Source organism: Streptomyces sp. SGAir0957, from assembly GCF_043523415.1.
Window position 1 is genome coordinate 2991754 of record NZ_CP027293.1, and the last position, 24006, is coordinate 3015759.

At 69.6% G+C, this 24006-nt stretch carries 27 protein-coding genes, 1 tRNA gene and 1 pseudogene; 3 read left to right on the forward strand and 26 right to left on the reverse strand.

From position 1 onward, the window contains the following. Positions 1–11: 11 nt before the first annotated feature. The 10 genes and pseudogenes from prfA to C1N81_RS18295 form a co-directional block, all read right to left on the reverse strand. Positions 12–1088 carry a peptide chain release factor 1 gene (gene prfA, locus C1N81_RS18250; RefSeq protein WP_394430400.1) on the reverse strand — a complete coding sequence of 359 codons (1077 nt, stop codon included), beginning with the start codon at positions 1086–1088 and terminating at the stop codon, positions 12–14. A gap of 123 nt (positions 1089–1211) precedes the next feature. After that, a complete protein-coding gene (gene rpmE, locus C1N81_RS18255; RefSeq protein WP_081219441.1) occupies positions 1212–1433 on the reverse strand; it encodes a 50S ribosomal protein L31 in 222 nt (73 codons plus the stop codon). A gap of 144 nt (positions 1434–1577) precedes the next feature. Then, on the reverse strand, positions 1578–2678 hold the full coding sequence (locus C1N81_RS18260) for an LCP family protein (protein WP_394430403.1): 1101 nt from the start codon (positions 2676–2678) through the stop codon (positions 1578–1580). Positions 2679–3009: 331 nt separating this feature from the next. Next, positions 3010–5124, reverse strand: coding sequence for a transcription termination factor Rho (gene rho, locus C1N81_RS18265; protein ID WP_394430405.1), 2115 nt, complete (start codon positions 5122–5124; stop codon positions 3010–3012). 402 nt (positions 5125–5526) lie between these two features. After that, positions 5527–6453, reverse strand: a complete 927-nt coding sequence (gene thrB, locus C1N81_RS18270) for a homoserine kinase (RefSeq protein WP_394430407.1) — start codon at positions 6451–6453, stop codon at positions 5527–5529. Positions 6454–6779: 326 nt separating this feature from the next. Beyond that, positions 6780–7838, reverse strand: a complete 1059-nt coding sequence (gene thrC / locus C1N81_RS18275; protein ID WP_394438037.1) for a threonine synthase — start codon at positions 7836–7838, stop codon at positions 6780–6782. 14 nt (positions 7839–7852) lie between these two features. Further along, the gene (locus tag C1N81_RS18280; protein ID WP_394430409.1) at positions 7853–9145 is read right to left on the reverse strand and encodes a homoserine dehydrogenase; all 1293 of its coding nucleotides are present in this window, start codon (positions 9143–9145) and stop codon (positions 7853–7855) included. Between the two features lie 113 nt (positions 9146–9258). Beyond that, positions 9259–10650, reverse strand: coding sequence for a diaminopimelate decarboxylase (gene lysA, locus C1N81_RS18285; RefSeq protein WP_394430411.1), 1392 nt, complete (start codon positions 10648–10650; stop codon positions 9259–9261). Positions 10651–10689: 39 nt separating this feature from the next. Then, positions 10690–11721: an ArgS-related anticodon-binding protein NrtL gene (gene nrtL, locus C1N81_RS18290; protein ID WP_394430413.1), complete on the reverse strand. Its 1032-nt coding sequence runs from the start codon at positions 11719–11721 to the stop codon at positions 10690–10692. 384 nt (positions 11722–12105) lie between these two features. After that, positions 12106–12567, reverse strand: a pseudogene (locus C1N81_RS18295) (PleD family two-component system response regulator); the annotation flags it as partial. 120 nt (positions 12568–12687) lie between these two features. Here C1N81_RS18295 and C1N81_RS18300 point away from each other — a divergent pair. Continuing rightward, positions 12688–12759 (forward strand) — tRNA-Arg (locus C1N81_RS18300). A gap of 242 nt (positions 12760–13001) precedes the next feature. On the opposite strand, the gene C1N81_RS18305 is transcribed toward C1N81_RS18300, so the two are convergent. From C1N81_RS18305 to C1N81_RS18375, 15 genes are all read right to left on the reverse strand, one after another. After that, positions 13002–14375: a tyrosine-type recombinase/integrase gene (locus C1N81_RS18305; RefSeq protein ID WP_394430415.1), complete on the reverse strand. Its 1374-nt coding sequence runs from the start codon at positions 14373–14375 to the stop codon at positions 13002–13004. Continuing rightward, positions 14372–14542 carry a helix-turn-helix transcriptional regulator gene (locus tag C1N81_RS18310; protein ID WP_394438039.1) on the reverse strand — a complete coding sequence of 57 codons (171 nt, stop codon included), beginning with the start codon at positions 14540–14542 and terminating at the stop codon, positions 14372–14374. Before C1N81_RS18310 ends, C1N81_RS18305 begins: the two co-directional genes overlap by 4 nt. A 14-nt stretch (positions 14543–14556) precedes the next feature. Continuing rightward, positions 14557–15924 (reverse strand): replication initiator protein RepSA, encoded by a 1368-nt coding sequence (gene repSA / locus C1N81_RS18315; protein WP_394430417.1) that lies wholly within the window; start codon positions 15922–15924, stop codon positions 14557–14559. Next, entirely contained in the window at positions 15917–16324 is a 408-nt protein-coding gene (locus C1N81_RS18320) for an ASCH domain-containing protein (RefSeq protein ID WP_394430419.1), read from the reverse strand. The genes repSA and C1N81_RS18320 overlap by 8 nt, the downstream gene beginning before the upstream one ends. After that, on the reverse strand, positions 16321–16668 hold the full coding sequence (locus C1N81_RS18325; RefSeq protein WP_394430421.1) for a hypothetical protein: 348 nt from the start codon (positions 16666–16668) through the stop codon (positions 16321–16323). Before C1N81_RS18325 ends, C1N81_RS18320 begins: the two co-directional genes overlap by 4 nt. Next, complete coding sequence (locus tag C1N81_RS18330; RefSeq protein WP_394430423.1) at positions 16665–17849, reverse strand: DNA cytosine methyltransferase; 1185 nt, start codon at positions 17847–17849, stop codon at positions 16665–16667. Before C1N81_RS18330 ends, C1N81_RS18325 begins: the two co-directional genes overlap by 4 nt. Beyond that, a complete protein-coding gene (locus C1N81_RS18335) occupies positions 17846–18094 on the reverse strand; it encodes a hypothetical protein (protein ID WP_394430425.1) in 249 nt (82 codons plus the stop codon). Before C1N81_RS18335 ends, C1N81_RS18330 begins: the two co-directional genes overlap by 4 nt. Positions 18095–18373: 279 nt before the next feature. After that, positions 18374–18709: a SpdD-like protein gene (locus C1N81_RS18340; RefSeq protein ID WP_394430427.1), complete on the reverse strand. Its 336-nt coding sequence runs from the start codon at positions 18707–18709 to the stop codon at positions 18374–18376. A 23-nt stretch (positions 18710–18732) separates the two neighbouring features. After that, positions 18733–18927 carry a hypothetical protein gene (locus C1N81_RS18345; RefSeq protein ID WP_394430429.1) on the reverse strand — a complete coding sequence of 65 codons (195 nt, stop codon included), beginning with the start codon at positions 18925–18927 and terminating at the stop codon, positions 18733–18735. A 15-nt stretch (positions 18928–18942) separates the two neighbouring features. Continuing rightward, positions 18943–19602, reverse strand: a complete 660-nt coding sequence (locus C1N81_RS18350; RefSeq protein ID WP_394430431.1) for a DUF2637 domain-containing protein — start codon at positions 19600–19602, stop codon at positions 18943–18945. Between the two features lie 83 nt (positions 19603–19685). Beyond that, on the reverse strand, positions 19686–19874 hold the full coding sequence (locus C1N81_RS18355) for a pRL2-8 (RefSeq protein ID WP_394430433.1): 189 nt from the start codon (positions 19872–19874) through the stop codon (positions 19686–19688). 12 nt (positions 19875–19886) lie between these two features. Beyond that, the gene (locus C1N81_RS18360; protein WP_394430435.1) at positions 19887–20066 is read right to left on the reverse strand and encodes a hypothetical protein; all 180 of its coding nucleotides are present in this window, start codon (positions 20064–20066) and stop codon (positions 19887–19889) included. A 5-nt stretch (positions 20067–20071) separates the two neighbouring features. Beyond that, positions 20072–20254 (reverse strand): hypothetical protein, encoded by a 183-nt coding sequence (locus C1N81_RS18365; RefSeq protein ID WP_394430437.1) that lies wholly within the window; start codon positions 20252–20254, stop codon positions 20072–20074. A 92-nt stretch (positions 20255–20346) separates the two neighbouring features. After that, on the reverse strand, positions 20347–21684 hold the full coding sequence (locus C1N81_RS18370; RefSeq protein WP_394430439.1) for an FtsK/SpoIIIE domain-containing protein: 1338 nt from the start codon (positions 21682–21684) through the stop codon (positions 20347–20349). A gap of 6 nt (positions 21685–21690) precedes the next feature. Beyond that, positions 21691–22038, reverse strand: coding sequence for an SCO3933 family regulatory protein (locus C1N81_RS18375; RefSeq protein ID WP_394430441.1), 348 nt, complete (start codon positions 22036–22038; stop codon positions 21691–21693). A 178-nt stretch (positions 22039–22216) separates the two neighbouring features. On the opposite strand from C1N81_RS18375, the gene C1N81_RS18380 reads away from it, so the two are divergent. Together C1N81_RS18380 and C1N81_RS18385 are read left to right on the forward strand one after the other, a co-directional pair. Beyond that, complete coding sequence (locus C1N81_RS18380; protein WP_394430443.1) at positions 22217–22948, forward strand: XRE family transcriptional regulator; 732 nt, start codon at positions 22217–22219, stop codon at positions 22946–22948. A gap of 35 nt (positions 22949–22983) precedes the next feature. Continuing rightward, complete coding sequence (locus tag C1N81_RS18385) at positions 22984–23454, forward strand: NUDIX hydrolase (protein ID WP_394430445.1); 471 nt, start codon at positions 22984–22986, stop codon at positions 23452–23454. On the opposite strand, the gene C1N81_RS18390 is transcribed toward C1N81_RS18385, so the two are convergent. Continuing rightward, entirely contained in the window at positions 23455–24006 is a 552-nt protein-coding gene (locus C1N81_RS18390) for an HDIG domain-containing metalloprotein (protein WP_394430447.1), read from the reverse strand.

The following is a 24006-nucleotide window of genomic DNA, read 5'->3' on the forward strand; positions in this document are numbered from 1 at the left end:
GTCTACAAGAGTTATGCGGCGGCGAGCTTGGCTGCCGAGTCCGCGTCGACGCACGCCTGGATCACGGCGTCGAGGTCACCGTCGAGCACCTGGTCCAAGTTGTACGCCTTGAAGCCGACGCGGTGGTCCGAGATGCGGTTCTCCGGATAGTTGTACGTGCGGATCTTCTCGGAGCGGTCGACGGTGCGGACCTGGCTGCGGCGGGCGTCGGCCGCCTCGGCCTCGGCCTTCTCCTGAGCCGCGGCGAGGAGCCTGGAGCGCAGGATACGCATGGCCTGCTCCTTGTTCTGCAGCTGGCTCTTCTCGTTCTGGCAGGAGGCGACGACGCCGGTGGGGATGTGCGTGATGCGCACGGCGGAGTCGGTGGTGTTGACGGACTGGCCGCCGGGCCCGGAGGAGCGGTAGACGTCGATGCGCAGATCGTTCATGTTGATCTCGACGTCGACCTCCTCGGCCTCGGGCGTGACCAGGACACCGGCCGCGGAGGTGTGGATGCGGCCCTGCGACTCGGTCGCCGGGACGCGCTGCACACGGTGCACGCCGCCCTCGTACTTCAGGCGGGCCCAGACGCCCTGCCCGGGCTCGGTCGCGCCGTTGCCGCCCTTGGTCTTCACGGCGACCTGGACGTCCTTGTAGCCGCCCAGCTCGGACTCGGTGGCGTCGATGATCTCGGTCTTCCAGCCGACGCGCTCGGCGTAGCGCAGGTACATGCGCAGCAGGTCGCCGGCGAACAGGGCGGACTCGTCGCCGCCCGCGCCGGCCTTGACCTCGAGGATGACGTCCTTGTCGTCGGACGGGTCGCGGGGCACCAGGAGAAGGCGCAGCTTCTCGGTGATCTCCTCGCGCTGCTTCTCCAGGTCCTTGACCTCGGCGGCGAAGTCCGGGTCATCGGCGCTCAGCTCGCGGGCGGTCTCGATGTCGTCGCCCGTCTGCTTCCAGGAGCGGTACGTCGCGACGATCGGGGTGAGCTCCGCGTAGCGCTTGTTCAGCTTGCGCGCGTTGGCCTGGTCGGCGTGGACCGAGGGGTCCGCGAGCTTCTTCTCCAGATCGGCGTGTTCGCCGATGAGGTCCTCGACGGCCTCGAACATCTCCGGCTCCTGCGTGTACGGGGTGGCTGTGTCGTTTCCCGACACAAGAAGGGGGCTGCACCGCAAAGCGCCGGTCCCGGTGCCCCTGCGATCGGGGCACCGGAGACCGGCGCTGAAGCCTCGCTACTTGTTGGCAGCGGCAGCCTTGCCGAAGCGGGCCTCGAAGCGGGCCACACGGCCACCGGTGTCGAGGATCTTCTGCTTGCCCGTGTAGAACGGGTGGCACTCGGAGCAGACCTCGGCACGGATGGTGCCGGAGTCGATGGTGCTGCGAGTGGTGAACGACGCGCCGCAGGTGCAGCTGACCTGGGTCTCGACGTACTCGGGGTGAATGTCGCGCTTCAAGGGTGTCTCCTAGGTTCGGGAGGGCGCCGGGTCGCTGACGCGGATTGCGGGAGCGTGAACCGGAGCCGACGTACCAGTCTGCCAGGACTGTTCGTATCTCCCAAAACGGGGGTGGGCCCGGATCTATTCCAGCGGGCCCGCGGGTCAGCCGACGACGCCGTCCGCGGCGCCCTTGGCGGTGCCCTCGACGGCCGTACGAGGAACGTTTCTGTCGGCCTTCAGGGCCTTCCAGACCTGGTCGGCCTTGGTCTGGTCGACGAGGACGCGGTTGGCGTCGGCGGTGTCGTACTGGACCGGCAGCGTCACCATGTTCATGTCGCCGGAGCCGATGCCCTTGAGGCCGCCCGCGAACGACGTCAGGTCCTTGACCGAGGCCAGGTCCGAGTCGGTGGTCACGGACTTCGTGGCGGTGTTCGCGAGGTTGTAGAGCTTCTTGGGGTTGCCGAAGACGCCGACGTGCTTGATCTGGTCCATCAGCGCCTTCATGAACGCCTGCTGGAGCTGGATGCGGCCGAGGTCGCTGCCGTCGCCGACGCCGTGCCGGGTGCGGACGAGGCCGAGCGACTGCTCGCCGGTGAGCTGGTGGGTGCCCGCGTCGAGTGAGAGGTGGCTGTCGGGGTCGTCGATCGCCTTGCGCGTGGTGACCTCGACGCCGCCCAGGTCGTCGATCAGCTGCTCGAAGCCGCTGAAGTCGACCTCGACGTAGTGGTCCATGCGGATTCCGCTGATCGACTCGACGGTCTTGACGGCGCAGGCGGCGCCGCCGGTCGAGTAGGCGGAGTTGAACATGACGCCGCTCTGCGCCGGGTGCTCGGTGCCGTTCTTGTCGGTGCAGGCCGGCCGCTCTATGAGGGTGTCCCGGGGGATGGAGACGATGCTCGCCTTCTTGTGCCCCTTGTAGACGTGGACGACCATCGCGGTGTCCGAGCGGGCGCTGCCGTCGTCGATGCCGCCGCCGGCCTTCTTGTTCTTGCCGGCCCTGCTGTCGGAGCCGAGGACGAGGATGTCCTGCGAGCCGTTGTCGACGTTGTCGGGCCGGTCGGTGCCGAGCGCCTGGTTGATGTCGACGCTCTTGATGTTGCCGTTGAGGTGGAGATACAGGTAGCCGCAGCCGGTGCCGCCGAGGACGGCGACGCCCGCCGCGCTCCACGCCACGACGCGCAGGGCCCTGGACCGGCCGGAGCGCGGTTTGCGGCGGCGGCCCTTGGCGCGACGGCGCCCGGGCGTGCTGTCACTGTCCGGCATGTGCTCCTCGTTCGCTTCGACTGCTTCTCGCCCGCTTCGCGGCTCACTCGGTGTGACGGCGGACCGCCCTGAAGGGTTGCACAGCGTTCTGAGCCCGCGGCGGGGCGCGAGCGCCACGCAGAGTCACGAACGATGCCTCCAGCAACCGCTCTCACCAGCACTTTTGTGCCCACGCGCCGCATGTCTCACAGAGGCCGCGCATTCTTATGCCTGTGGTGAAGGTCTCCGGCACGCGGGAGAACGCACGGGAAAAGGGCTGGGCCCCGTCGCGTTCTGCGACGGGGCCCAGCCCTTGCGGTTGTGCGGTCCTGCGGTTCTCCGGGGAAGAACGTCAGTCGTTGCCGTTGCCCGGCGCCGGCGTCGTCTTCTGGATCTGCAGCAGGAACTCCGCGTTCGACTTCGTCTGCTTCATCTTGTCGAGAAGCAGCTCGATCGCCTGCTGCTGGTCGAGCGCGTGCAGCACACGGCGCAGCTTCCAGGTGATCGCCAGCTCGTCGCTGCCGAGCAGGATCTCTTCCTTACGGGTACCGGACGCGTCGACGTCCACCGCGGGGAAGATGCGCTTGTCGGCGAGCTTGCGGTCGAGCTTCAGCTCCGCGTTGCCCGTGCCCTTGAACTCCTCGAAGATGACCTCGTCCATGCGGGACCCGGTGTCCACGAGCGCGGTGGCGAGGATGGTCAGCGAGCCGCCGTCCTCGATGTTGCGCGCGGCACCGAAGAAGCGCTTCGGCGGGTACAGGGCGGTCGAGTCGACACCACCGGACAGGATGCGGCCCGAGGCCGGGGCGGCGAGGTTGTACGCGCGGCCCAGACGGGTGATCGAGTCGAGCAGCACGACGACGTCGTGGCCCAGCTCCACCAGGCGCTTCGCGCGCTCGATGGCGAGCTCGGCGACCGTGGTGTGGTCCTCGGCGGGGCGGTCGAAGGTCGAGGAGATGACCTCGCCCTTCACCGACCGCTGCATGTCGGTGACCTCTTCCGGACGCTCGTCGACGAGGACGACCATCAGGTGGCACTCGGGGTTGTTGTGCGTGATCGCGTTGGCGATCGCCTGCATGATCATGGTCTTGCCGGTCTTCGGCGGGGCCACGATCAGACCGCGCTGGCCCTTACCGATGGGGGCGACGAGGTCGATGATGCGGGTCGTGAGCACACCCGGGTCGGTCTCCAGGCGGAGCCGGTCCTGCGGGTACAGCGGGGTGAGCTTGTTGAACTCGGGGCGGCCGCGGCCGGACTCGGCCGCCATGCCGTTCGCCGAGTCCAGGCGCACCAGCGCGTTGAACTTCTCGCGGCGCTCGCCGTCCTTGGGCTGGCGCACGGCACCGGTGACGTGGTCACCCTTGCGCAGGCCGTTCTTGCGGACCTGGGCGAGGGAGACGTAGACGTCGTTGGGGCCGGGGAGGTAGCCCGACGTACGGATGAAGGCGTAGTTGTCGAGGATGTCGAGGATGCCCGCGACGGGGATCAGGACGTCGTCCTCGGAGACCTGCGGCTCGTTGCCGAAGCCCTGCTCGTCGCGGCCGCGGCGGCCACGGCGGTCGCGGTAGCGGCCCCGGCGGCCGCGACGGCCACCGCCGTCGTCGTCGTAGCCGTCGTCCTGCGGGCCGTTGTTCCGGTCGCGGTCCTGGCGGCCGCCGCCCTGCTGCTGACGGTCCTTGTTGCCCTGGCCGCCCTGGCCGCCCTGGTCGTCGCCCTTGCCGCGGCGGTCGCGGTCGCGGCCACCACGGTCACCGCGGTCACCACGGTCGTTCCGGTCGCCACGGTCACGGCGGTCGCGCCGGTCACGGCGGTTCTCGTTGCCGCCGTCCTGGCCGCCGTCGTTCCGGCCGTTGTCGGCGCCGTCCTGCTTGTCGCCCTTGTCGGCCTTCTCGGGGCGCTGGTCCGTCTTCGTCGCGGCCTGCGCCTCGGCGGTGACGGTCTCCGGGCTGCCCGCGTCGGCGGTGGCGCGGCGACGGCGGCGCTCACCGGCCGGCTGCTCGTCCCCGGCACCCTGCCCCGGAATGTCGATCTGCTGCTGGCCGGCGGCCTTCTTCGCCTTGGCCGCGCCGCTGTCGGGGGCCTCGGCCTTCTCCGCCTTGGCGTCCGCCTTGGCCTGCGCGGCGTCGGCCGCGGACTCCTCGCCGGTACGGGCCTTCGAGGTGGCCCGGCGCTTCGGCTTGGTCTCGGCGGTGTCGGCGCTCTTCGCGGGGGCACCGCCCCCGGCCTGCGCCTCCTTGATGACCTCGATCAGCTGGCTCTTGCGCATCCGCGCGGTGCCCCTGATGCCGAGGCCCGATGCGACCTGCTGCAGCTCGGCCAGCACCATGCCGTCGAGGCCGGTACCGCGGCGCCGCCGGGAGCCCGAAGCACCGGTGGCAGGCGCAGCGGACGCATCCCCTGCGGATGCGGCGGGCGCGGCAGCGGAGCTGTCGGCAGTCACGCCCATCAGATCGGTGGTGTCGCTCACGAAGGGTCCTTCCCTGGAGCGGACGTCGGCCTTCTGGCTCGGCGACCGGTCGTGCTGTCCGGCGGTGGTCCTGCAGTTACGGACCGTGCCGGGGCGGTTGTCCGCCGATGAGGCGGAAGAATTCATTGGTGACGGCGATTCGCGATTCCGCGGGTGCACTTGATTTCTGTGTCACGCGGTTCGGTCACACCGGTTCCGGAGCATGCTCGCCGTCGTTCAGCACCGCGTCCCGGCATAGAAGGACACTGTGCGGAATTGCTGGGGAGGCTCCCGGAAGAATGGCTGTCCCGGACGGGGACACACAGCACCGCGCCATGGTGAGGTCGGGTGCAGACTTGAGGTTAACACTACCGGATCCAACAAACATTCCCCCTCTCGAAATCCGGCAACCGTACGTATTGATCAGTCGGGCGAGGAACCGAGCGGCAATACGCTCGCCCCGCCGGCGTCGAGGGCCAGGCGGTTGGCCGCCCATCCCTCTCCGGCGAGCCGGGCGACCTTGTCGGCCGCACCGTCCTCCACCAGGGCGATGACCGTCGGTCCCGCCCCGGAAATCATCGCGGGAACTCCGTCGGCCCGCAGCCGCTCGACGAGCGCGGCGCTCTCGGGCATGGCCGGAGCCCGGTATTCCTGGTGCAGCCGGTCCTCGGTGGCGGGCAGCAGCAGCTCGGGGCGGCGGGTGAGCGCCTCGACGAGGAGGGCCGCCCGGCCCGCGTTGGCCGCCGCGTCCACATGGGGGACGGTGCGCGGGAGCAGGCCGCGCGCCATCTCGGTGAGGACGGGCTTGCCGGGGACGAAGACGACCGGCACGACCGTGGGCGCGGCGTCCAGGCGGATCGCGCGGCCCGCGCCGGACTCCGTCCAGGCGATGGTGAAGCCGCCGAGCAGGCAGGGCGCCACATTGTCGGGGTGACCCTCGATCTCGGTGGCGAGTTCGAGCAGCGCGGCGTCGTCAAGCCGGGCGTCGCCGCCTATCGTCACGGCGCGCGCGGCGACGACCGCGGCGACGATGGCGGCGGAGGAGGAGCCGAGGCCGCGGCCGTGCGGGATGCGGTTGGCGCAGACGATCTCCAGGCCCCGCGGCTGCCCGCCGAGCAGGTCGAAGGCGGTGCGCAGGGACCGTACGAGAAGGTGCGACTCGTCGCGCGGCAGGGTCTCGGAGCCCTCGCCCGCGATGTCGATGTTCAGCCCGGAGTCGGCGACCCTGACGACGACGTCGTCGTAGAGCCCCAGCGACAGGCCGAGGCTGTCGAAGCCGGGGCCGAGGTTGGCGCTGGTTGCGGGGACGCGCACCCTGACGGCGGCGGCGCGGAACGCGGGACCGGCCATCGCTCGATGACTCTCCTTGAGCTGCGGGATGTTTCGAGAACTTCCGAGACTTCCGATGTCTTGTGCTGCGTACGGCGACACCCGGGCCACTGACGACGGAACCGCGGCGGAACTTCGTCGGGGAACGACGGAACGGCGGCGGCACCGCGGCATATGCGGCGGGCGGGTTCGGTACAGCCTATCGAAGGAAGGTTCTGTGGCGACATAGGGCGCACAGGAGGCGCACGATGCGTGTCGTGAGCCCCCCGTGCACCCCCTGTACGAACGCTGCGCGAGAACGCGCAGTTGACGGCGTGTCAGCGGTGGTACGCGGCGCGCCGTCCGGCTCAGGCGAGGCCGAGCCGCGACGCCGCCGCGGCCGCGTCGACCGGCACGGTGACCGGCTGCGGGGCGCCGGAGACGGCCCAGTCGGGGTCCTTCAGGCCGTTGCCGGTGACGGTGCAGACGATCTTCTGCCCCCGGTCGACCTTGCCCTGCTCGGCGGCCTTCAGCAGACCGGCGACGGACGCGGCGGACGCCGGCTCGACGAAGACACCCTCCTGGGACGCCAACAGCTTGTAGGCGCGCAGGATCTCACGGTCCGTCACCTCGTCGATGAAGCCGCCGGACTCGTCGCGCGCGGCGAGCGCGAAGTTCCAGGAGGCCGGGTTCCCGATGCGAATCGCAGTAGCGATCGTCGAGGGGTCCTTCACGATCTCGCCGCGCACGATCGGCGCGGAACCGGAGGCCTGGAAACCCCACATGCGCGGGGTGCGCGTCGACACCGAGTCGGCGGCGTACTCCTTGTAGCCCTTCCAGTAGGCGGTGATGTTGCCCGCGTTGCCGACCGGGAGGACGTGGATGTCGGGCGCGTCGCCGAGCGCGTCCACGATCTCGAACGAGGCGGTCTTCTGCCCCTCGATACGGAACGGGTTGACGGAGTTGACCAGCGCGACCGGGTAGTTCTCCGACAGACTCCGCGCCAGGTTCAGGCAGTCGTCGAAGTTGCCGTCGACCTGCAGGATCTTCGAACCGTAGACAAGGGCCTGGCCCATCTTGCCGAGCGCGATCTTGCCCTGCGGCACGAGCACGGCGCAGACCATGCCGGCGCGCACCGCGTAGGCCGCGGCGGACGCCGAGGTGTTGCCGGTGGAGGCGCAGATGACGGCCTGCGCGCCCTCCTCCTTGGCCTTCGTGATGGCCATGGTCATGCCGCGGTCCTTGAAGGAACCGGTCGGGTTGGCGCCCTCCACCTTCAGGTGGACCTCACAGCCCGTGCGCTCGGAGAGGACCTGCGCCGGCACGAGCGGCGTGCCGCCCTCGCGCAGCGACACGACCGGCGTGGTGCCGGTCACCGGGAGCCGGTCCCGGTACTCCTCGATGATGCCGCGCCACTGGTGGGTCATTCCGGTCATCGCTGCTACTCCCCTTCAACACGCATGATGCTGGCGACACCGCGCACGGTGTCGAGCTGACGCAGCGCGTCCACGGTCCCGGTGAGGGCCGCGTCCGCCGCGCGATGGGTGACGACGACGAGAGAGGCCTCGCCGTCCTTCCCCGACTGCCGCACGGTGTCGATGGAGACTCCGTGCTCGGCGAAGACCGTCGCCACCTGCGCGAGCACACCGGGCTTGTCGGCCACGTCGAGGCTGATGTGGTACCGCGTCACGGAGTCGCCCATGGGTGAGACGGGCAGTTGCGTGTACGCGGAGTCGCCGGGTCCCGTCGCGCCGTTGAGGCGGTTGCGGCAGACGGCGACGAGGTCGCCGAGTACGGCGGACGCGGTGGGCGAGCCGCCCGCACCGGGTCCGTAGAACATCAGTTGCCCGGCGGCCTCGGACTCGACGAACACGGCGTTGTAGGCGCCGCGCACGGAGGCGAGAGGGTGGTCGAGCGGAATCATCGCGGGGTGCACGCGAGCGGTGACGGAACCACCATCAGCGGCCCGCTCACAGATGGCGAGCAACTTGATGGTGCACCCCATCTCCTTCGCGGAAGCGAAGTCGGCGGCGGTGACCTCGGTCATGCCCTCGCGGTAGACGTCGTCGAGGCGCACGCGCGTGTGGAAGGCGATCCCGGCGAGGATGGCGGCCTTGGCGGCGGCGTCGAACCCCTCGACGTCGGCGGTCGGGTCGGCCTCCGCGTACCCGAGGGCGGTGGCCTCGTCGAGGGCCTCCTGGTAGCCGGCGCCGGTGGTGTCCATGGCGTCGAGGATGAAGTTGGTCGTCCCGTTCACGATGCCGAGGACGCGGTTGACCTTGTCACCCGCGAGTGACTCGCGCAGCGGTCGGATCAACGGAATGGCTCCGGCGACCGCGGCTTCGTAATACAGATCGCGCCCGTGCTCGACGGCGGCCGCGTGCAGGGCCGCGCCGTCCTGGGCGAGAAGCGCCTTGTTCGCCGAGACGACGGAGGCGCCGTGCTCGAAGGCGGTGGTGATGAGGGTGCGCGCGGGCTCGATCCCTCCGATGACTTCGACGACGACGTCGATGTCACCCCGTTTGACCAGAGCGGTGGCATCGGTGGTGACGAGCGCCGGATCGATTCCCTCACGCACCTTGGAGGGCCGCCGCACGGCGACCCCCGCGAGCTCGACCGGGGCGCCGATCCGGGCGGCGAGGTCGGCGGCGTGCGTCGTCATGATGCGCGCCACCTCTGAGCCGACTACCCCACAGCCCAGCAGCGCCACCTTCAGCGGACGCGTACGCATCATCCGACCTCGTTTCCCTACGGCATTCATGTACGGCTTGTTCGTACGGTGGATCCAGTCTCACCCACCGGACCGGGGTTTCTGCCCCCGGTCCGCATGGCGAGACGCTTATTTCATCATCCGACGTCGAGACGCAGGAGATCTTCCTCCGTCTCACGGCGGACGATCACCCGGGCCTCGCCGTCGCGCACGGCGACGACCGGCGGGCGAAGTGCGTGGTTGTAGTTGCTGGCCATGGAGCGGCAGTACGCCCCGGTGGCCGGCACGGCGATGAGATCACCGGGAGCGACGTCCGCCGGAAGGAACGCGTCCTTCACCACGATGTCACCGCTCTCACAGTGCTTCCCGACGACGCGCACGAGCATCGGCTCGGCGTCGGAGCGCCGGGAGACCAGCGCCACGGTGTACTCGGCGTCGTACAGAGCGGTCCTGATGTTGTCCGACATGCCGCCGTCGACGGACACGTACGTCCGCAGCCCTTCGAGCGGCTTGACGGTGCCGACGGTGTACAGCGTGAAGGCGGTGGGCCCGACGATGGCGCGGCCGGGCTCGACGGAGATCCGAGGGGTCCGCAGCGAGGCGGCCTCGCACTCGCGCGTGACGATCTCACTCAGCGCCTTGGCGATCTCCTGCGGCTCGCGGGGATCGTCGTCGCTGGTGTAGGCGATACCGAGGCCGCCACCGAGGTCGATCTCGGGAAGCTCGACACCGTGCTCGTCCCGCACTTCGGCGAGCAGCCCGACCACACGCCGGGCGGCGACCTCGAACCCGGCCATGTCGAAGATCTGCGACCCGATGTGCGAGTGGATGCCGATGAGCTCGAGCCCGTCCAGCTTGAGGGCGCGCCGCACGGCCTCGGCGGCCTGCCCCCCGGCGAGCGCGATCCCGAACTTCTGGTCCTCGTGCGCGGTGGCGATGAACTCGTGCGTGTGCGCCTCGACGCCGACGGTCACCCGGATCTGCACACGCTGCCGCTTGCCGAGGCTGTCGGCGATGTGCGCGACGCGGACGATCTCCTGGAACGAGTCGAGAACGATGCGCCCGACCCCGGCCTCGACAGCCCGCCGGATCTCGTCCTCGGTCTTGTTGTTGCCGTGGAAGGCGATGCGCTCGGGGGGCATGCCGGCGGAGAGGGCTGTGGCCAGCTCTCCACCGGAGCAGACATCAAGATTGAGCCCTTCCTCGTGCAGCCACCGCACGACGGCACGCGACAGAAACGCCTTGCCCGCGTAGAAGACGTCGGCGTCGGGCCCGAAGGCGTCGCGCCACGCGGCACACCGGGCGCGGAAGTCGTCCTCGTCGAGGAAGTAGGCCGGGGTACCGAACTCCTCGGCGAGCCGGGCCACTTCGATGCCGCCGACGCGGACGCCGCCCTCCGGCGTACGGGCGACGGTCTGCGCCCACACCTTGGGGTCGAGGACGTTGAGGTCGGCGGGCGGGGCGGTGTAGTGCCCCTCGGGCAGGACATCGGCGTGACGGGGTCCTGCGGGGTGTGCGGAACGGCTCATGACTGCGGGGCGCTCTCTTCGTCTTCTGGTAGGCCGGAGCTACAGATGTGCGGGTGCGTCGATGCCGAGCAGGGACAGGCCGCCGGCCAGCACCGTCCCGACGGCTTCGGCGAGCGCGAGCCGGGCGCGGTGGGCGGCCGAGGGTTTCTCCTCACCCATGGGCAGGGCGCGGTCGTGCACATCCGGGTCGGCGAGGAAGGCGTCGGCGAGGACTACGAGGTGCCGGGCGAGCCGGTCGGGGGCGCGGTGGCGCGCCGCGCTGAGCAGGATGCGGGGGTGGTCGGCGAGCGGCGTGAGGAGCTGGGTGTGCGGGGGGACGCTGCTGGGCTCGGCGCCGAAATCCAGCTCGGCGGCGTTACGCGTGAGAGCGCGGGTACGGGCGTGGGCGTACCGGACGCGGAAGAGGGGGTTCGATTCGCGCTGGGCGAGGTGTGCGGCGCCGTCCCCGGTGAGGTCCGGGTGATCGTGCGGGGCGGGGTGGAGGAGGGCCCACCGCCCGGCGTCGCGGCCGAGGGCGCGGGGATCGGCGGGGACGGGCCGGAAGGTGACGTCGCGCGGGTCTTCGGCGTACGCGACGCGCACCTCGGCGCCTTGGCTGCGCCCGATGCGGCTGATGGCGTCGGCGAGGATCTCGGCGCGGGGCTCGTGGGGGATGCGCAGATCGATGGGGTCACCGCGGAGGGCGTGCCCGTGGCCGTAGGTCAGTCCTTCGCGCTGGATGTGGAGGAGGAGGTCGCGGGTGGCGTCGGCGGGGGCACCGGGGCTGAGGGTGAGGTTGAGAAACCCGGGCCCGGAGACGTCGACGGCGTCGATCCCGGGGCTGTCGGCGAGCCGCCGCCTGAGAATCTCGGCGACCTGACGCGGGGGCCGGCCGGCCGGGGCGGCGAGTTGCAGGGCGACGTTGGTGGCGTAATCCCCGTGCCCGCCGGGCCGTGGCCGCTCGACGACGACACGGCCTCCGCGGCCGGGTCCCCGCTCCAGGGTGTCGAGGGCCCCCGCGCCCAGCTCACCGTCGTCCACCGCGCGGCGCACGGCGTGCAGCACGGTGTGGGAGATCTCTGCGGGGGTCACGGGGACAAGCGTAGGCGAGGAGGGGGGTGGGTAGGCGAGTTCATTTGGCGGATGGTCCGCCATGCGGACGCGGACGGTTCGCCGCGGCCGGTTTCAGACGCCGGGACTGGGCCTTGAGGGGTCGGGGCCCGGGGCGGCCGGATGCACGGGGTGGACCGGTTCCGGGGTGTGCGAGGGGCTGCCGGGGCCGCCGACGGTGTGCTGGTGGGGTCGCTCGCTGGTGGGGGTTCGACGGGCAGGACCCGGCCCCTCGGGCCCGTCATCGTCCGGGCCGGGATGGGACGGCTCGTCGGTGATCGCCGGTAGGTCGACGGGGGTGACGGGTGCGGCGGGCCCGGCAGGTCCGGCGGCGACAGGAGCGACCGGGTCGGCAACGGTCCCCGGGCCTCCCGGCGCCGAGGCCTTCTGCTGCCCCTTCCCCCTCCCCCGCCTGCGCAACTCCCCCACCACACGCACCAGTTCATTGGGCTCGAACGGCTTGGCAAGAAAGGCGTCGACGCCGACTTCGAGCCCGGTCTCGACCTCGCCCTGATTGCAGGCGCTGACGACGACGATGGGCAGCGAGCTGGTCCGGGCGTCCCCGCGAAGCCGCGCGGCGGTCCGCAGCCCGTCGAGACGCGGCATGACGACATCGAGGGTGACGACATCGGGCTGCACCTGATGAACGACGTCGAGGCATTCGGCACCGTCAGCGGCGGTCACGACCTCGAAGCCCTCCAGCTCGAGGTTGACCCTGATCAATTGCCGGATGACCTGGTTGTCATCGACAACGAGGACCCGGCCCGAGGCGCCTGGCACAACTTGAGAGTAGGTCGACACCCACCACCGCGTCCGGGTTTTCCCCACTTCCACCCCGTACAGGGGACCTGGACGCGCGCCCCGCCCCCTGGCCACCCGAAATACCTGTTCCTGAGGACCCCGGACGAGCTGGTAGTGTTCTACCCGTCGCCGCCCACCGCGGCGCACGCCCCCGTAGCTCAGGGGATAGAGCAACGGCCTCCGGAGCCGTGTGCGCAGGTTCGAATCCTGCCGGGGGCACCTTGGATTAGGTGCCAAAAGACCTCGTCACCAGCGGAAACGCTGACGGCGGGGTCTTTTCACGTTCGCAGCCATGCGCAGCCGTATGCCGCCCTGAGCGGCGCTATGTCGGCGTCCGTGGACTATTCGTGGACAGGATCTTGAAGCATTGTCCCAGGTGAGCCCGGCAAAACGGAGGGACCGGCACACGAAGAAGGCCCCCGGTCACGTCCAGGGGCCCAGCATCGCAGCGCGCGACGGTGTCACTCGTACTCCCTCAGAAGATCCTCGATGCGACGGTTGGCCACCTCGTGACGACCATCGAGGCACTTCGCGTAGCGGCTGAGGAGCACCTCGACACTGTTGCCGGCGCGCTCCGCGACCTCGGTTGGATCCACTCCCGCGTTAAGCCACGTCGACAGGGCTGAGTGCCGCAGGTCGTACGGTCGTTGAGCCAGCGGAGAGGCGACCACAGCCGGCGGCAGAGCAAGCCCCCTTGCCTCCTGCCAAGCCCGCCAGTACGTCGAGGAGGCCACCACTCCCCCGCGCTCGCTGTAGAAGAGGCGACCATCCGCAGCCGTGCCGAAGGTGCTCAGGTGCTCACGAAGCACGGACACCAACTGAGGTGGGATGGGAACGGGTCGCACGTCCTCAGCAGGGCGGTTCTTAAGTCCCCGGTCGTCGTGGCTCTCGCCAGAATCGGTCCACTGCTTTCCCACACTGGGACGGGTCCGGTGCAGAGTTGCCGTGCCCCATCCCGCTTCGGGGAGGACGAGATCAGGTTCCGCGAGCCCGACCGCCTCAGCGGGACGCATGCCGGCGAAGTACATGCAGGCGAAGAGTCCGACGAGCCTGCGACCGCGAGAGCGCTTGTAGCCACCAACGTACGACACGGCATAAAGCAGCGACCGAGCCTGTTGCGGGTTGGCCACCACCCGTGGATCCACTTCCCTGGATACCTTGGGTTTTTGCCATCGCACCGCAGACAACGGGCTTTCCTTGAACTCCCCCAGGTCGACGGCATAGTGCAGGGCGTTCACGAAGGTTCGCCGCTTTCGTCGCACGGTCTCCGCAGCAGCGGCTTTGCCATCTAGACGCAGCTTGAAGGAGTCCAACACCGCGCGCGCCTGAACCGGATCAGCGAGATTGCCCAAAGGCCGCGACGCCTTCGCTATCCAATGCAGCGTGTTCGCCACATCTTTCGGCAGCTCCCGATCGTCCGGACCGGGAAGCACGAATGCCCAGTTCCTCAGCGCCCTCCGGAGGAGCACATCTGACGGACGCCCCGGGCGATCGTCCAGCATCGCCAGAGTCACTGAGGTCAACGACTCGTTAATCCCATCGCGCGTGTTGGGGGCAGCGTGCGGCCACTTCATCGCCAGGTACCGCAGGGCGAAGGCATACCACGTCACGGTGGGCCGGCTCTCCGCCATCGACACTGGCAAGCCCGTGGCGTCGTCGAACTCCTCCCCATCCCGAGCCGCACGCAGCAGCTTGGCACGATAGTGATCCGCCAGTGCCTTCGTCCGGAACGAATCCGACATGACTTTGCCGCCCACGGACCAACGCACGTCGTACGCGGGACGCTTTGTAGCTCGTTTGCGAACGCCCCAGATCCTCACGTCAAGGGACTTCACGCGGCCTTCTCCAAGTTCCGCAGCCAGGCGTCAAAGTCGCTGCGCCACACCCGAAGTTCACCGTTGGGCAGCTTGAAGGCTTCGGGCGCCTGACCGAGTTCCCGCCAGCGGTAGAAAGTGCGTCGAGAAACGTTCTTCAGCTCATACAGGATCTCTTTGACAGTCATCAGTTCGTCGTTCACTACGGCACTCCTTCCAGGGCGCTTGTATCGAGCAGGGCTTCGCGGGCGGCTTCCCGGTTGATGCGGATGTCTTCGGCGATCGAGGCGGCGAGGGCGGATTCGCCGGGGGTGTGGCCGTGGCCGGCGTACTGCCAGTCGGCCAGGACGAGGGTGGTGTCGGGGTCGGGCAGGCCGAGCGCTTCGTGTTGCTGGGCGGCGCGGTAGTCGGCGCGGACCTGTCGGCGTTCCTTGAAGGTCGAGGAGTAGTACCGGGACTTGGTCAGGAAGTGTCCGCGGAAGCCGAGCATGTGAGCCCAGGCCCACAGCCGACGCTCGGGATAGAGCGGGTCGAGGTCGTGGCAGGCGCGGATGAGGCGGCGGGCATGGTCGGGCACGTGGCTCCGGTCGAGTTCGGCGAGTTCTCCGATGCGCCGGTTGAGTGCGCCGGTCGCCTCGGCGGCTTTGGTGGCGTACTTGGCGACGTAGGAGGCGACCGCCTGTTCGGTGATGTCGTCGCCGTTGTCGAAGGCCCGGATGGGGCGCACGTCCAACCGCTTTCCCCAGCGCAGGTCCCGAGCCGGTGTCTCGTCGGTGGCGTCGATCTCTACAGTGACGTAGGGGTGCGCGGCGGCGGCGCGGATGCAGTTGGTGAGCAGGTCGAGGCTGGCCCAGCGCGGCGGGGTGGTGTTGGTTCCGTCCGGTCCGTCGAGGCGGATCACGGCGTGGAAGTGGATGGCACCGCGTTTTTGGAACTCGGCGACCTTGCCGAAGGACAGCCGGGCACTCTCCTTGAACGCCTTTTGGGTGAGTCCGGCGGCGGCGGCGAGTTCGCGGCGTAGCCGGTTGATGAAGCGGTGCCACAGCTCCCCGGCATGGTTGTTGAACAACACTGTGCCCGCGTAGTCGTACGAATCCGGATCAAGGGCAGTGCCGAGGATGGGATCGTCCTCGCTGTGGCGGGTGCCGCAGCGGCAGCGGCCGATGTCGGGCCGGTTGTGGACCGGGCCGAAGGAGGGGGCGGTCAGAGTGAGGAAGACGCGAGGGCGCTCGCGCACGGTGGCGGGAATATCCATGCGGTCGTCGCCGGTCAGGCCGGCACGTACGAGCTGGTAGGCATCCCCGGCGTACAGGTAGGCGCAGGGTTGGCAGCGGGAGGCACGGCGGTTGCCGCAGGCGATGCGGAGCCGGCCGCCGGGTTGTTCCGCACTGGCGGTGTGGTGCAGCACCTTGCCAGTAGTCTTGTCGCGGGTGACGGACCAGCCGGTCAGGTGGACGGGGTCGGTGCATCCTCCGGTGCGGCGGATCTGTGCGCGCCAGGCGTCGAAGTCCGGGGCGGAGGCCACCCGCAGCACGTCACGCAGGACGATCGGGTCGAGGGTGTCAGGCACGTGCCAGCACCTCCCGGACCGCCGCCAGGAGACGGGGGGCGGGGGTCCACAGGCCACGGGCGCCGGGGCACGGGAGCGGCCGGGGCAGGGGGCGGACGTCGGCGAGTTTCCAGTGCCACAGGCCGGCGGCGGACCACAGGGTGCAGTACCCGTCGCCGGGGTGGCAGTCGACGAGTCGGCCGACTGCGAGGACGGCGCCGCGCGGTTGCGGACGGGTGAGGAAGGGCCGGGCGAGCGGGAGGTCGTAGGCGGCGCGGTCGCAGGTGAGTCCGGCGTGCAGGAGGAGCCAGCCCCGGTAGCCGGTCTCCCAGGGCCGGTTCTCGATGCGTTTGGTGCCATAGGCGATGCAGGACGCCCAGGGCTGCCACAAGGTCAGGGCCCGGACTTCCGGGGCGGTCATCGGGCCAGCTCCGGGTGCAGGTAGGTGATGGGCTTGCCCAGGGCGCGGGCGTAGTCGATCTCCGCGCGGGTGGAGGTGCCGATGCGTGTGCCGACCACGATGACCTCATCGGCGAGACGGATCTTTGCCAGGTGCAGCCGGTCAAGCCGCGCTTTCAGTAGTTCGGCGTCGGCCGGGTCGGCCCAGAGCGGGTGCGGCTGCTTCATGTTGCAGCCGACCGACAGCACGATCCGGCCCATGGCGGTCTGCCGGAGGTTGGTCTCGGTGAACTCGTCCATGAAATGGGTGGAGCCGCACAGGACAACGATCAGCGGTATTCCGGCGAGAGCGGCGGTGGCGGTCATGCGGTCACCTCCAGGGCGGCGGGCAGCAGGGGGCGCAGGGCGACGGTGGCGAGCAGGGGCGGGACGGCGTTGCCGATCTGTTCGAACTGGCGGGTCTTGGTGCCCTGGAAGGGGTAGCCGGGCGGGAAGGTCTGGAGGGCGGCGGCTTCCTGGACGCTGATGCGAACCGGTTCGAGGCCCGCGTGCGGGGCCGGGTGCCAGGAGATGTCGTTTCCGGCGTGGCCGAAGACGAGGGTGGCGGCGGGTTCGTCGGCCCGGCGGACGGTGGCTTTGGCGCGGGTGCTGTGCTTGAGGACCCATTGGGCGCCGGTCTGGCCGGTCAGGGTGGGGGCGGGTCGGGTGTGCGGGTCGAGGGTCTGCCGGGTGCCGTCGGGGCGCTGGTCGCGGTTGGTGTGCAGGACCCAGGTGCCGCGCCTTTGGGCGTCGAGGAGGGCTTTGCGGGCGTTGGAGGGGAAGGGTTCGGGGCCGCCGCTCTTGCCGCCGCCGGCGGTGACGGTCGGGGTGGGCCGGTCGGTGGCGCCCCAGCCGAGCGCGTCCGCCATCGACACCCAGCGGGCCAGGGCGGGACCGAACAGGGTGTCCGGGCCGGGATCCTTGGCGTGGGTGGGCTCAGGCGGTGTGGCGGTGCGGGTACGGGAGGCGAGCAGCAGGGCGCGACGGCGGGTCTGCGGTACCCCGTAGTCGGCGGCGTTGAGGACGCCGGTCCACACCGAGTAGCCCAGGGTGCGCAGGATGCGGGCGGTGTGGGCGAACAGCGGCGCCACGGCCGGGACCTCCTCCAGTGCGATCCACTCGGGGCGCAGGGCGAGGGCGTAGCGCAGCGGTTCGAGGACCAGCAGAGAGCGCGGGTCGGCGCAGGCGGTGGCCAGGGCGGGGCGGGTGTCGTCTCCGCGGGCGAGGTCGTCCAGCCCCTGGTGGCACAGGTCCACGTCATGGTGTCCGGCGCGCAGTCCGGCGGCGCTGAAGCTCTGGCAGGGCGGGGAGGCGATCAGCCCGGTTATCCGTCCGGTGAGGGGGGCGGTGGGGTAGGCGGCGACATCAGCGCGGATGGTGGTGTGTCCGGCGGCGGCGCGGGTGGCGCAGGCGGAGGCTTCCAGCTCGATCCCCACGTCCTGGACGCCGAGGCGGCGCAGTCCCTCGGACCAGCCGCCGGGGCCCGCGAAGAGATCCAGAACAGTCATCGGGCACCGTCCGGGGTCCGGGCGGTGAGCTGGTCGAGGGTGTCTGCAGCCTCGTTCGCGGCGCGTGCGAGGGTACGCAGTCCAGCAACGGCGGTGTGATCGGCGAAGAAGACGATGTCCATGTCTCCGTCACCAACGCGCAGGCTGATGAAGGGGTCTTGCCACTGGTGTTCAGAGCCGTCGAAGACGCGGATCACGAATTCCGTGTTGGTGCTCAGGTGCGCGGTGACCGTCAGCGCGTTCATACCGGCACCTCACGCGGGGTACGGGCCGGGCGGGCAGGGCGAGTGCCGGTGCCGTGGCAGGCCGAGCAGCGGGCGGTAATCAGGCGGCGGTGGCCGTGGCGGTCGCGTCCACCGCAGGTGACCTTGACGGAGGAGAAGCCGTCGCAGTCCGGGCAGTTACGTGCACGAGCCGGGCCGGGGTGGGCCATGATGGAACTTCCTTCCGGATCAGTGAGTTCGGGCAGGAGGCGCGGCACCGGAGCGGCGGATACTTGGTGGTAGAGGCCGCTCCGGGGCCGGTCAGCGGCGGGTGTCGGTGGTGAGGATCGAGCGGACCACCACGGCAACGACCGCGACGGACACGGCGGTGACGGCGACCGCAAGCAGCATGGAGACCAGCACGGCGCCGACCACAAGCACGGCAGCGGTGCCGCCGCCGACGAGTAGCAGAAGCGAGCCGGGGGTGAGCCGGACCGTGGGCCGCACCGACGCGGGAGCAGCCGAGACCGAGACCGGGTGCTGGCAGCCGCACGACGCCTGAGTCGCGTTGTGCGCGGTGGCGGTCCCCAGGGTGGTGACGGCCGGGATGATCTCGCCGGTGGGCCGGTCGTTGATCGGGATCTTAGGGCGGAGCATGAGGCGCTTCCTTTCGGGTGGGGTCATTTGGTGGTGTGGTTGACGACCGAGGTTCCGGTCTGGGTGCCGGACTTGATCGCGGGGGCGAGGAAGGTGTCGGCGAGGAGGAAGCCGCCCAGCAAGAGGACGACAATCACCCACGTCGGGGGCCGGTAGAGGCGGATGCCGAAGTAGCCGAGTACGGCGATGACCAGGACCAGCGGCAGTTCCACGTGCATGACGGCGGGGGCCTTTCAGGCGAGGTGGGCGGCGAGGGAGTCGGCCATCGGTGCGGGCACCCCGAGGCGGGCGCGCAGGGTGGCCGCGTCGATGCGGTCCCCGGTCGCGGTGCGGTGCGCGTCCGCGATCTGTCGGGCGCGCTCGACGAGGGCGGGCGGAACACTCACGGCAGCAGCCGAGGCCACGGGCAAGGCGGGGGCTGGCTCCGGGGCGGCGAGTGGTTCGGCAGCGGGCTCGGTCACGGGCGGGCCGACCGGTTCGGGTACGGGTGCCGCCTCGTCGGGAACGTCCTGCGGTGCGGGGCGGGGACGAGGGCCGGGGGTGTGGGCGAGGAGGGTGCCGCCGAGGAAGGCGAGGGCGGGCCAGCCGGCGACGAGGAAGCGCAGCCAGGCCGGGGCGTGGGCGAGGTCGAGGAATCCGGCGGTGGCGACGTTCGCGCCGAGTGAGGCGGTCAGGGCGATCAGGAACCAGCACCAGGCCAGCCGGGACGGCCCACAGGTGCGCAGTCGGCGCCAGGCGGCGACGAGGAGCAGGTCGACGGAGACGGGGTAGGCCCAGGCTTTCCAGCCGTTCTGTCCGGCCGCTTCGGCGAGGTCGTGTAGGTGGGCGAAGGACAGCGCCCCGGCGATCATTGCCTGTACGAGGACGGCGTCCGGGCGGATCTTGGGAGTCATGGTCTTCACCTCCTTCGAGATTCGAGGCGGGCAGGGCCGGGGCGGGGCGGGGTGTGGAGGCCAGCCGCCCCGTCACGGCGCGTTCAGCGGCGGTCGGGGCAGCCGTTGATCATGTGGTCCACGCACTTGGGGCAGTCGCCCTCAAGGCCCTGGTGGGCGGTCGGGTCGTAGGCGTGGCGCCAGCACTGCGGGCACTCGCCCTTCGGGACGGTCAGGTGCCGCTCCGTGGTGCGCGGCGGGTTCCGAACAGGCCCATGACGGGCTCCTCTCACACGGGTAGGTCGTCACTTGCGGGGTGCTTCGCCCGAGCCCAGGCAGGCCAGGCACAGGCCGGTTTGCTCGTTGTCGGTGATCCGGCGCCGACGGCCGACGCGGACCGCGATGGAGACCTCGCCCGAGCCCTTGCAGGTGCCGCACGGCTCAGCGGCCTTGGCGGGGCGGGCGACGCGCTTCTTCGGGGCCATGGCACTCAGCTCCCGCTACGGGGGTAGGAGTGTCCGGCCGGCGGCGCGGCCAGGTAGACCAACGCGTCCAGGACGACCAGAACGAAGCGGGGGTCGTGGCCCTTCGTGGAGCCGTAGCGGGTGATCGACCACCGCAGCCGGTCGGTTCGCATGTCATCGATGGCACGGGTCTCGAAGCGGTAGATCACGGCCGTTCCTCCCTTCCAGAGATCCGGCAGAAGACATGGGCGGGGTAGGGACCCGGCGTGAAGCGGTCACGCCGACCGGAATGCAGGAGGCGCTACGGGGCTGGAGTCGCGGCCGGCGCGGGGAGCGCGGTCACCGGCTTGTAGGCAGCCAGCGCCGGAAGGTCCGGGGTCAGATGCGCGAACTCCCGGCAGACCTGCGCCACTTCCCCGATGGAGACCTTCGGGGTGCGGATACGGACCCAGGTGCCCGAGGAGTCACCCGCCACGGCCATCCCGGCCCGCTCGGAGGCGATCGCGGTCGCGGCCTTCACGGCGAGGTCGTTGATGTCGCCCAGGCCCATTTCGGCGGTCTGTTTGTCGTTGCAGCGGTGCGTGACCCGGTTGGTCAACTGGGCTCGCAACGCGGTGGCGCCCTTGCCGAGTTCGGAGCCGAAGCGCTGTCCGGCGATCTCCAGATGGATGCCGACCGCACGGGAGAGCTGCGCGAGGCGGACCAGTTGCGTAACCATCCGCTCCCGGCGGGCGGTGTCGACCTTGGAGGCGACGAGGAACAGTTCGGCGATCTCATCCACCAGGACCACGATCGGTACCGGGCGGAGCTTGGCGGGCAAGCCCCAGATGTCGGAGGTGATGTCCTCCAGCGGAGTGCCCGGGGCGATGCCCTGATGCAGGCACAGCAAGTCGAAGCGGTCCTCCATCTCCCCGACCAGGGCATCGAGCAGACCGTCCGCCTCATCCGGGGTAGTCGCCAGCGCGGTCAGCCGAGGGGCGAACGGGCCCTGTTCCACACCGCGCTTGCAGTCGATGCCGACCAGCGCGACATGCAGCGGAGCGAGCGCTTTGATCAGGCAGCGTTGGAACATCGACTTGCCCGATTTGGTGGCGCCCAGGATCAGCCCGTGCGGGGAGTCCTGGTAGTTGCGCACGTACGGGCGTCCGTCCTCGCGCAGGGCGACCACGGCGGACAGCAGACCGGCCGCCAGCCGGCGCGGCATCCGCACCCGGGCGAGGATGTCGAAGGAGGTCATCCGTAGTTCCACGACGCCGGGTTTCAGTTCGGCGACGTGCAGCGAGTGCACGGCCCAGGCGTGCCGCAACCGTTCTGCGGACTTCTCAACGTGCTCCGGGGCCAGGCCGGGCGGGAGCTTCAACCGGAGCCGCATGCCGGTCGCGGTGGGGCGTATCCGGCGGATCTTCGGCAGTGCGGGCCGGGCCACCTCGTCCGAGCCGGATGCCTTCTTGGCGAAGACCTTCCACCACGGCGGGGCCACCGTCAGCTCACAGGCTTCGAGGGTCTCGCGGTAGGAGGAGAACACCCGCACCAGTGCGGCGGGGAAGCCGATCAGCAGCCAGTACGCGGTCGGAGCCTTGGCCCGCAGGATGAGCGCAAGCAGCACCAGCGCGACGACGACTAAGAGGGTTTCGGTCATGGCCGATCAGCCCTTGCCGTTGGAGCCCGCCGGGGTCAGGGTCTTGGAGGTGACCGCGATCGCGCGGTAACTGATGCCGTGCCCGAAGTCGTTCTCCCACGGGCGGGCCACCAGCCCGACGAACTCCACCGGCATACCCGGCACCAAGTCCGGCTGCATACCGTCCTGGGCAACCACGATGCTCAGCGCGTCCGGCCGGCCGTCCACGATGACCGCCACGTTCACGTTGAACAGGGTCTGGCCCGACGTGCGGTCGGTCGCGATCTCCCCGGTCTCCTTGTTCTTGACCTTCGGCTCCGGGGCCTGAATCAACATGACCGTCATCTCGCGCGTATCCACGGGAATCTGACGCATAGCGTTGTTCCTCTCATAGCGCCGACTTGTCGCCGTCTGGCGATGAGATCAGGAGACTCCCAAGAGGGGTGGACGGTGCAGACGCCTTATGGACCTTTGGGGACGTCTTCGCTACCGTGGAAAACGTCCCCCCGTCCCAACACCGCGTGCAGCGCCGCGAGTTCAAGGGAGCGGCACCATGGCGAACGACCGGTTACGCTCAACGATCTCCGCGAAAGGTGAGACCATCCAAACGCTCGCCGATCACGTCGGCGTCGACCCCAAAAGCGTCGAGCGTTGGATCTCCAAAGACCGCGTCCCGCACCGGACGCACCGCTGGAAGGCGGCTCAGTTCCTCGGGTCGGATGAGGTGTACCTGTGGCCCGCCGTTGAGAAGCAGGCCGACACTGCTAGCAGCTCAGAACTGATCACGTACTACCCACACCGGGGAGCAGTCCCGGCGAACCTGTGGGACTTCCTCATCGAGAACGCGACGAGCCATGTCGAGATCCTCGTGTACGCAGGACTCTTCCTCTTCGATGGGCACCCGGATCTACCCAACCAGCTCGCCGAGAAGGCCGCAGCGGGGACGGAGGTCCGCATCCTCCTAGGCGACCCGGATGCGCCCATGATCAAGCAGCGAGGCGAAGAGGAGGGAATCGGGGACGGTTTGGCGGCGAGGGCCCGCATCACCCGGCAGTACCTCGAACCAGCCATCAACGTGCCCGGCGTCGAAGTCAGGCTGCACGACACGATCCTGTACAACTCGATCTACCGTTTCGATGACGATGTGTTGGTGAATCCGCACGTTCTTGGAGCGCCCGCCGGCCAGAACCCAGTTCTGCACTTCCGGTACCTACCAGGGGCCCGAACGTTCCGGCATTACATGCGAAGCTTCGACTACGCGTGGGAGCGGGGACGACCCACGTAGGACCAAGGCTCGACCAGGCGTGCGACCCTGGGGGCATGGCCCGTATCGACTATGTGAATGATCCGGACGCTCCGAAGGCAAACAGCATCGTCCCCTCGGTGGTCGCCGTTGCCGTCAACGAGGGCGGGGAAGTCCTACTGATCCATAAGACGGATAACGATCTGTGGGCACTTCCTGGTGGCGGGGTTGAGATCGGCGAGTCAGTGGCCGACGCCGCTGTGCGGGAGACCAAAGAAGAAACCGGCTTCGACGTCGAAGTGACGGGACTGGTCGGGCTCTACACCAACCCAGGACACGTCATGGCGTACGACGACGGCGAGGTACGCCAACAGTTCTCGATCTGCTTCTCAGCACGCATCGTCGGCGGCGCACCGCGAACGAGCAGCGAGAGCAAGGAAGTAGCATTCGTCGCTCCGGAACGGTTGAGCGAGTTGCGCATCCACCCGTCGATGCGAATGCGGATCGAACACGGTTTGGCCAAGCGGTCGGAGCCCTACATCGGTTGATCACTCGCCAAGGCGGACGCTCGTGCGCTCGACAGCAGCCGCGAGGTAGGGACGTGCCTTACTGATCGCGGTATGAACTTCGCTGCCCACCTCGTATCGGACCAGAATCTCGTCAATACGCCGGTCGAAGTCGAAGGACTGTCCCGCAGGCCCGGTCGTCATGTCGGCGTAGATCAGCGCGTCGAGAAGCGGGGAGTCCTCGCGCTCGTACACCGCCAACTCGGCGGACAAGCCCCGCTGTTCTGCCTCGTACACGGCACCGGAATGGTGAGCGACCAACCGCACGAGCCGGCGGGGAGCGCCGAGAGACGTCAGATGCCGGGCGCCATCGAGCGGATGGAACCCCGTGTCTCGCAGTTCCGGCGCGTATCCGATGTCATGGAGCCAGGCAGCGGCGATGAGGAGATCACGGTCAGCCTCAGGAACCGCAGCCGATGCCTCACGGGCTCTTGCTGCCACAGCCTGAGTGTGCAGCCAGCGGTTCCCGAGCGGGGGCAACAGGGACTCAGCCAGTTCGGCAGCGCCGTGTGGCGTGTCCAGTGCGGTAGGCAT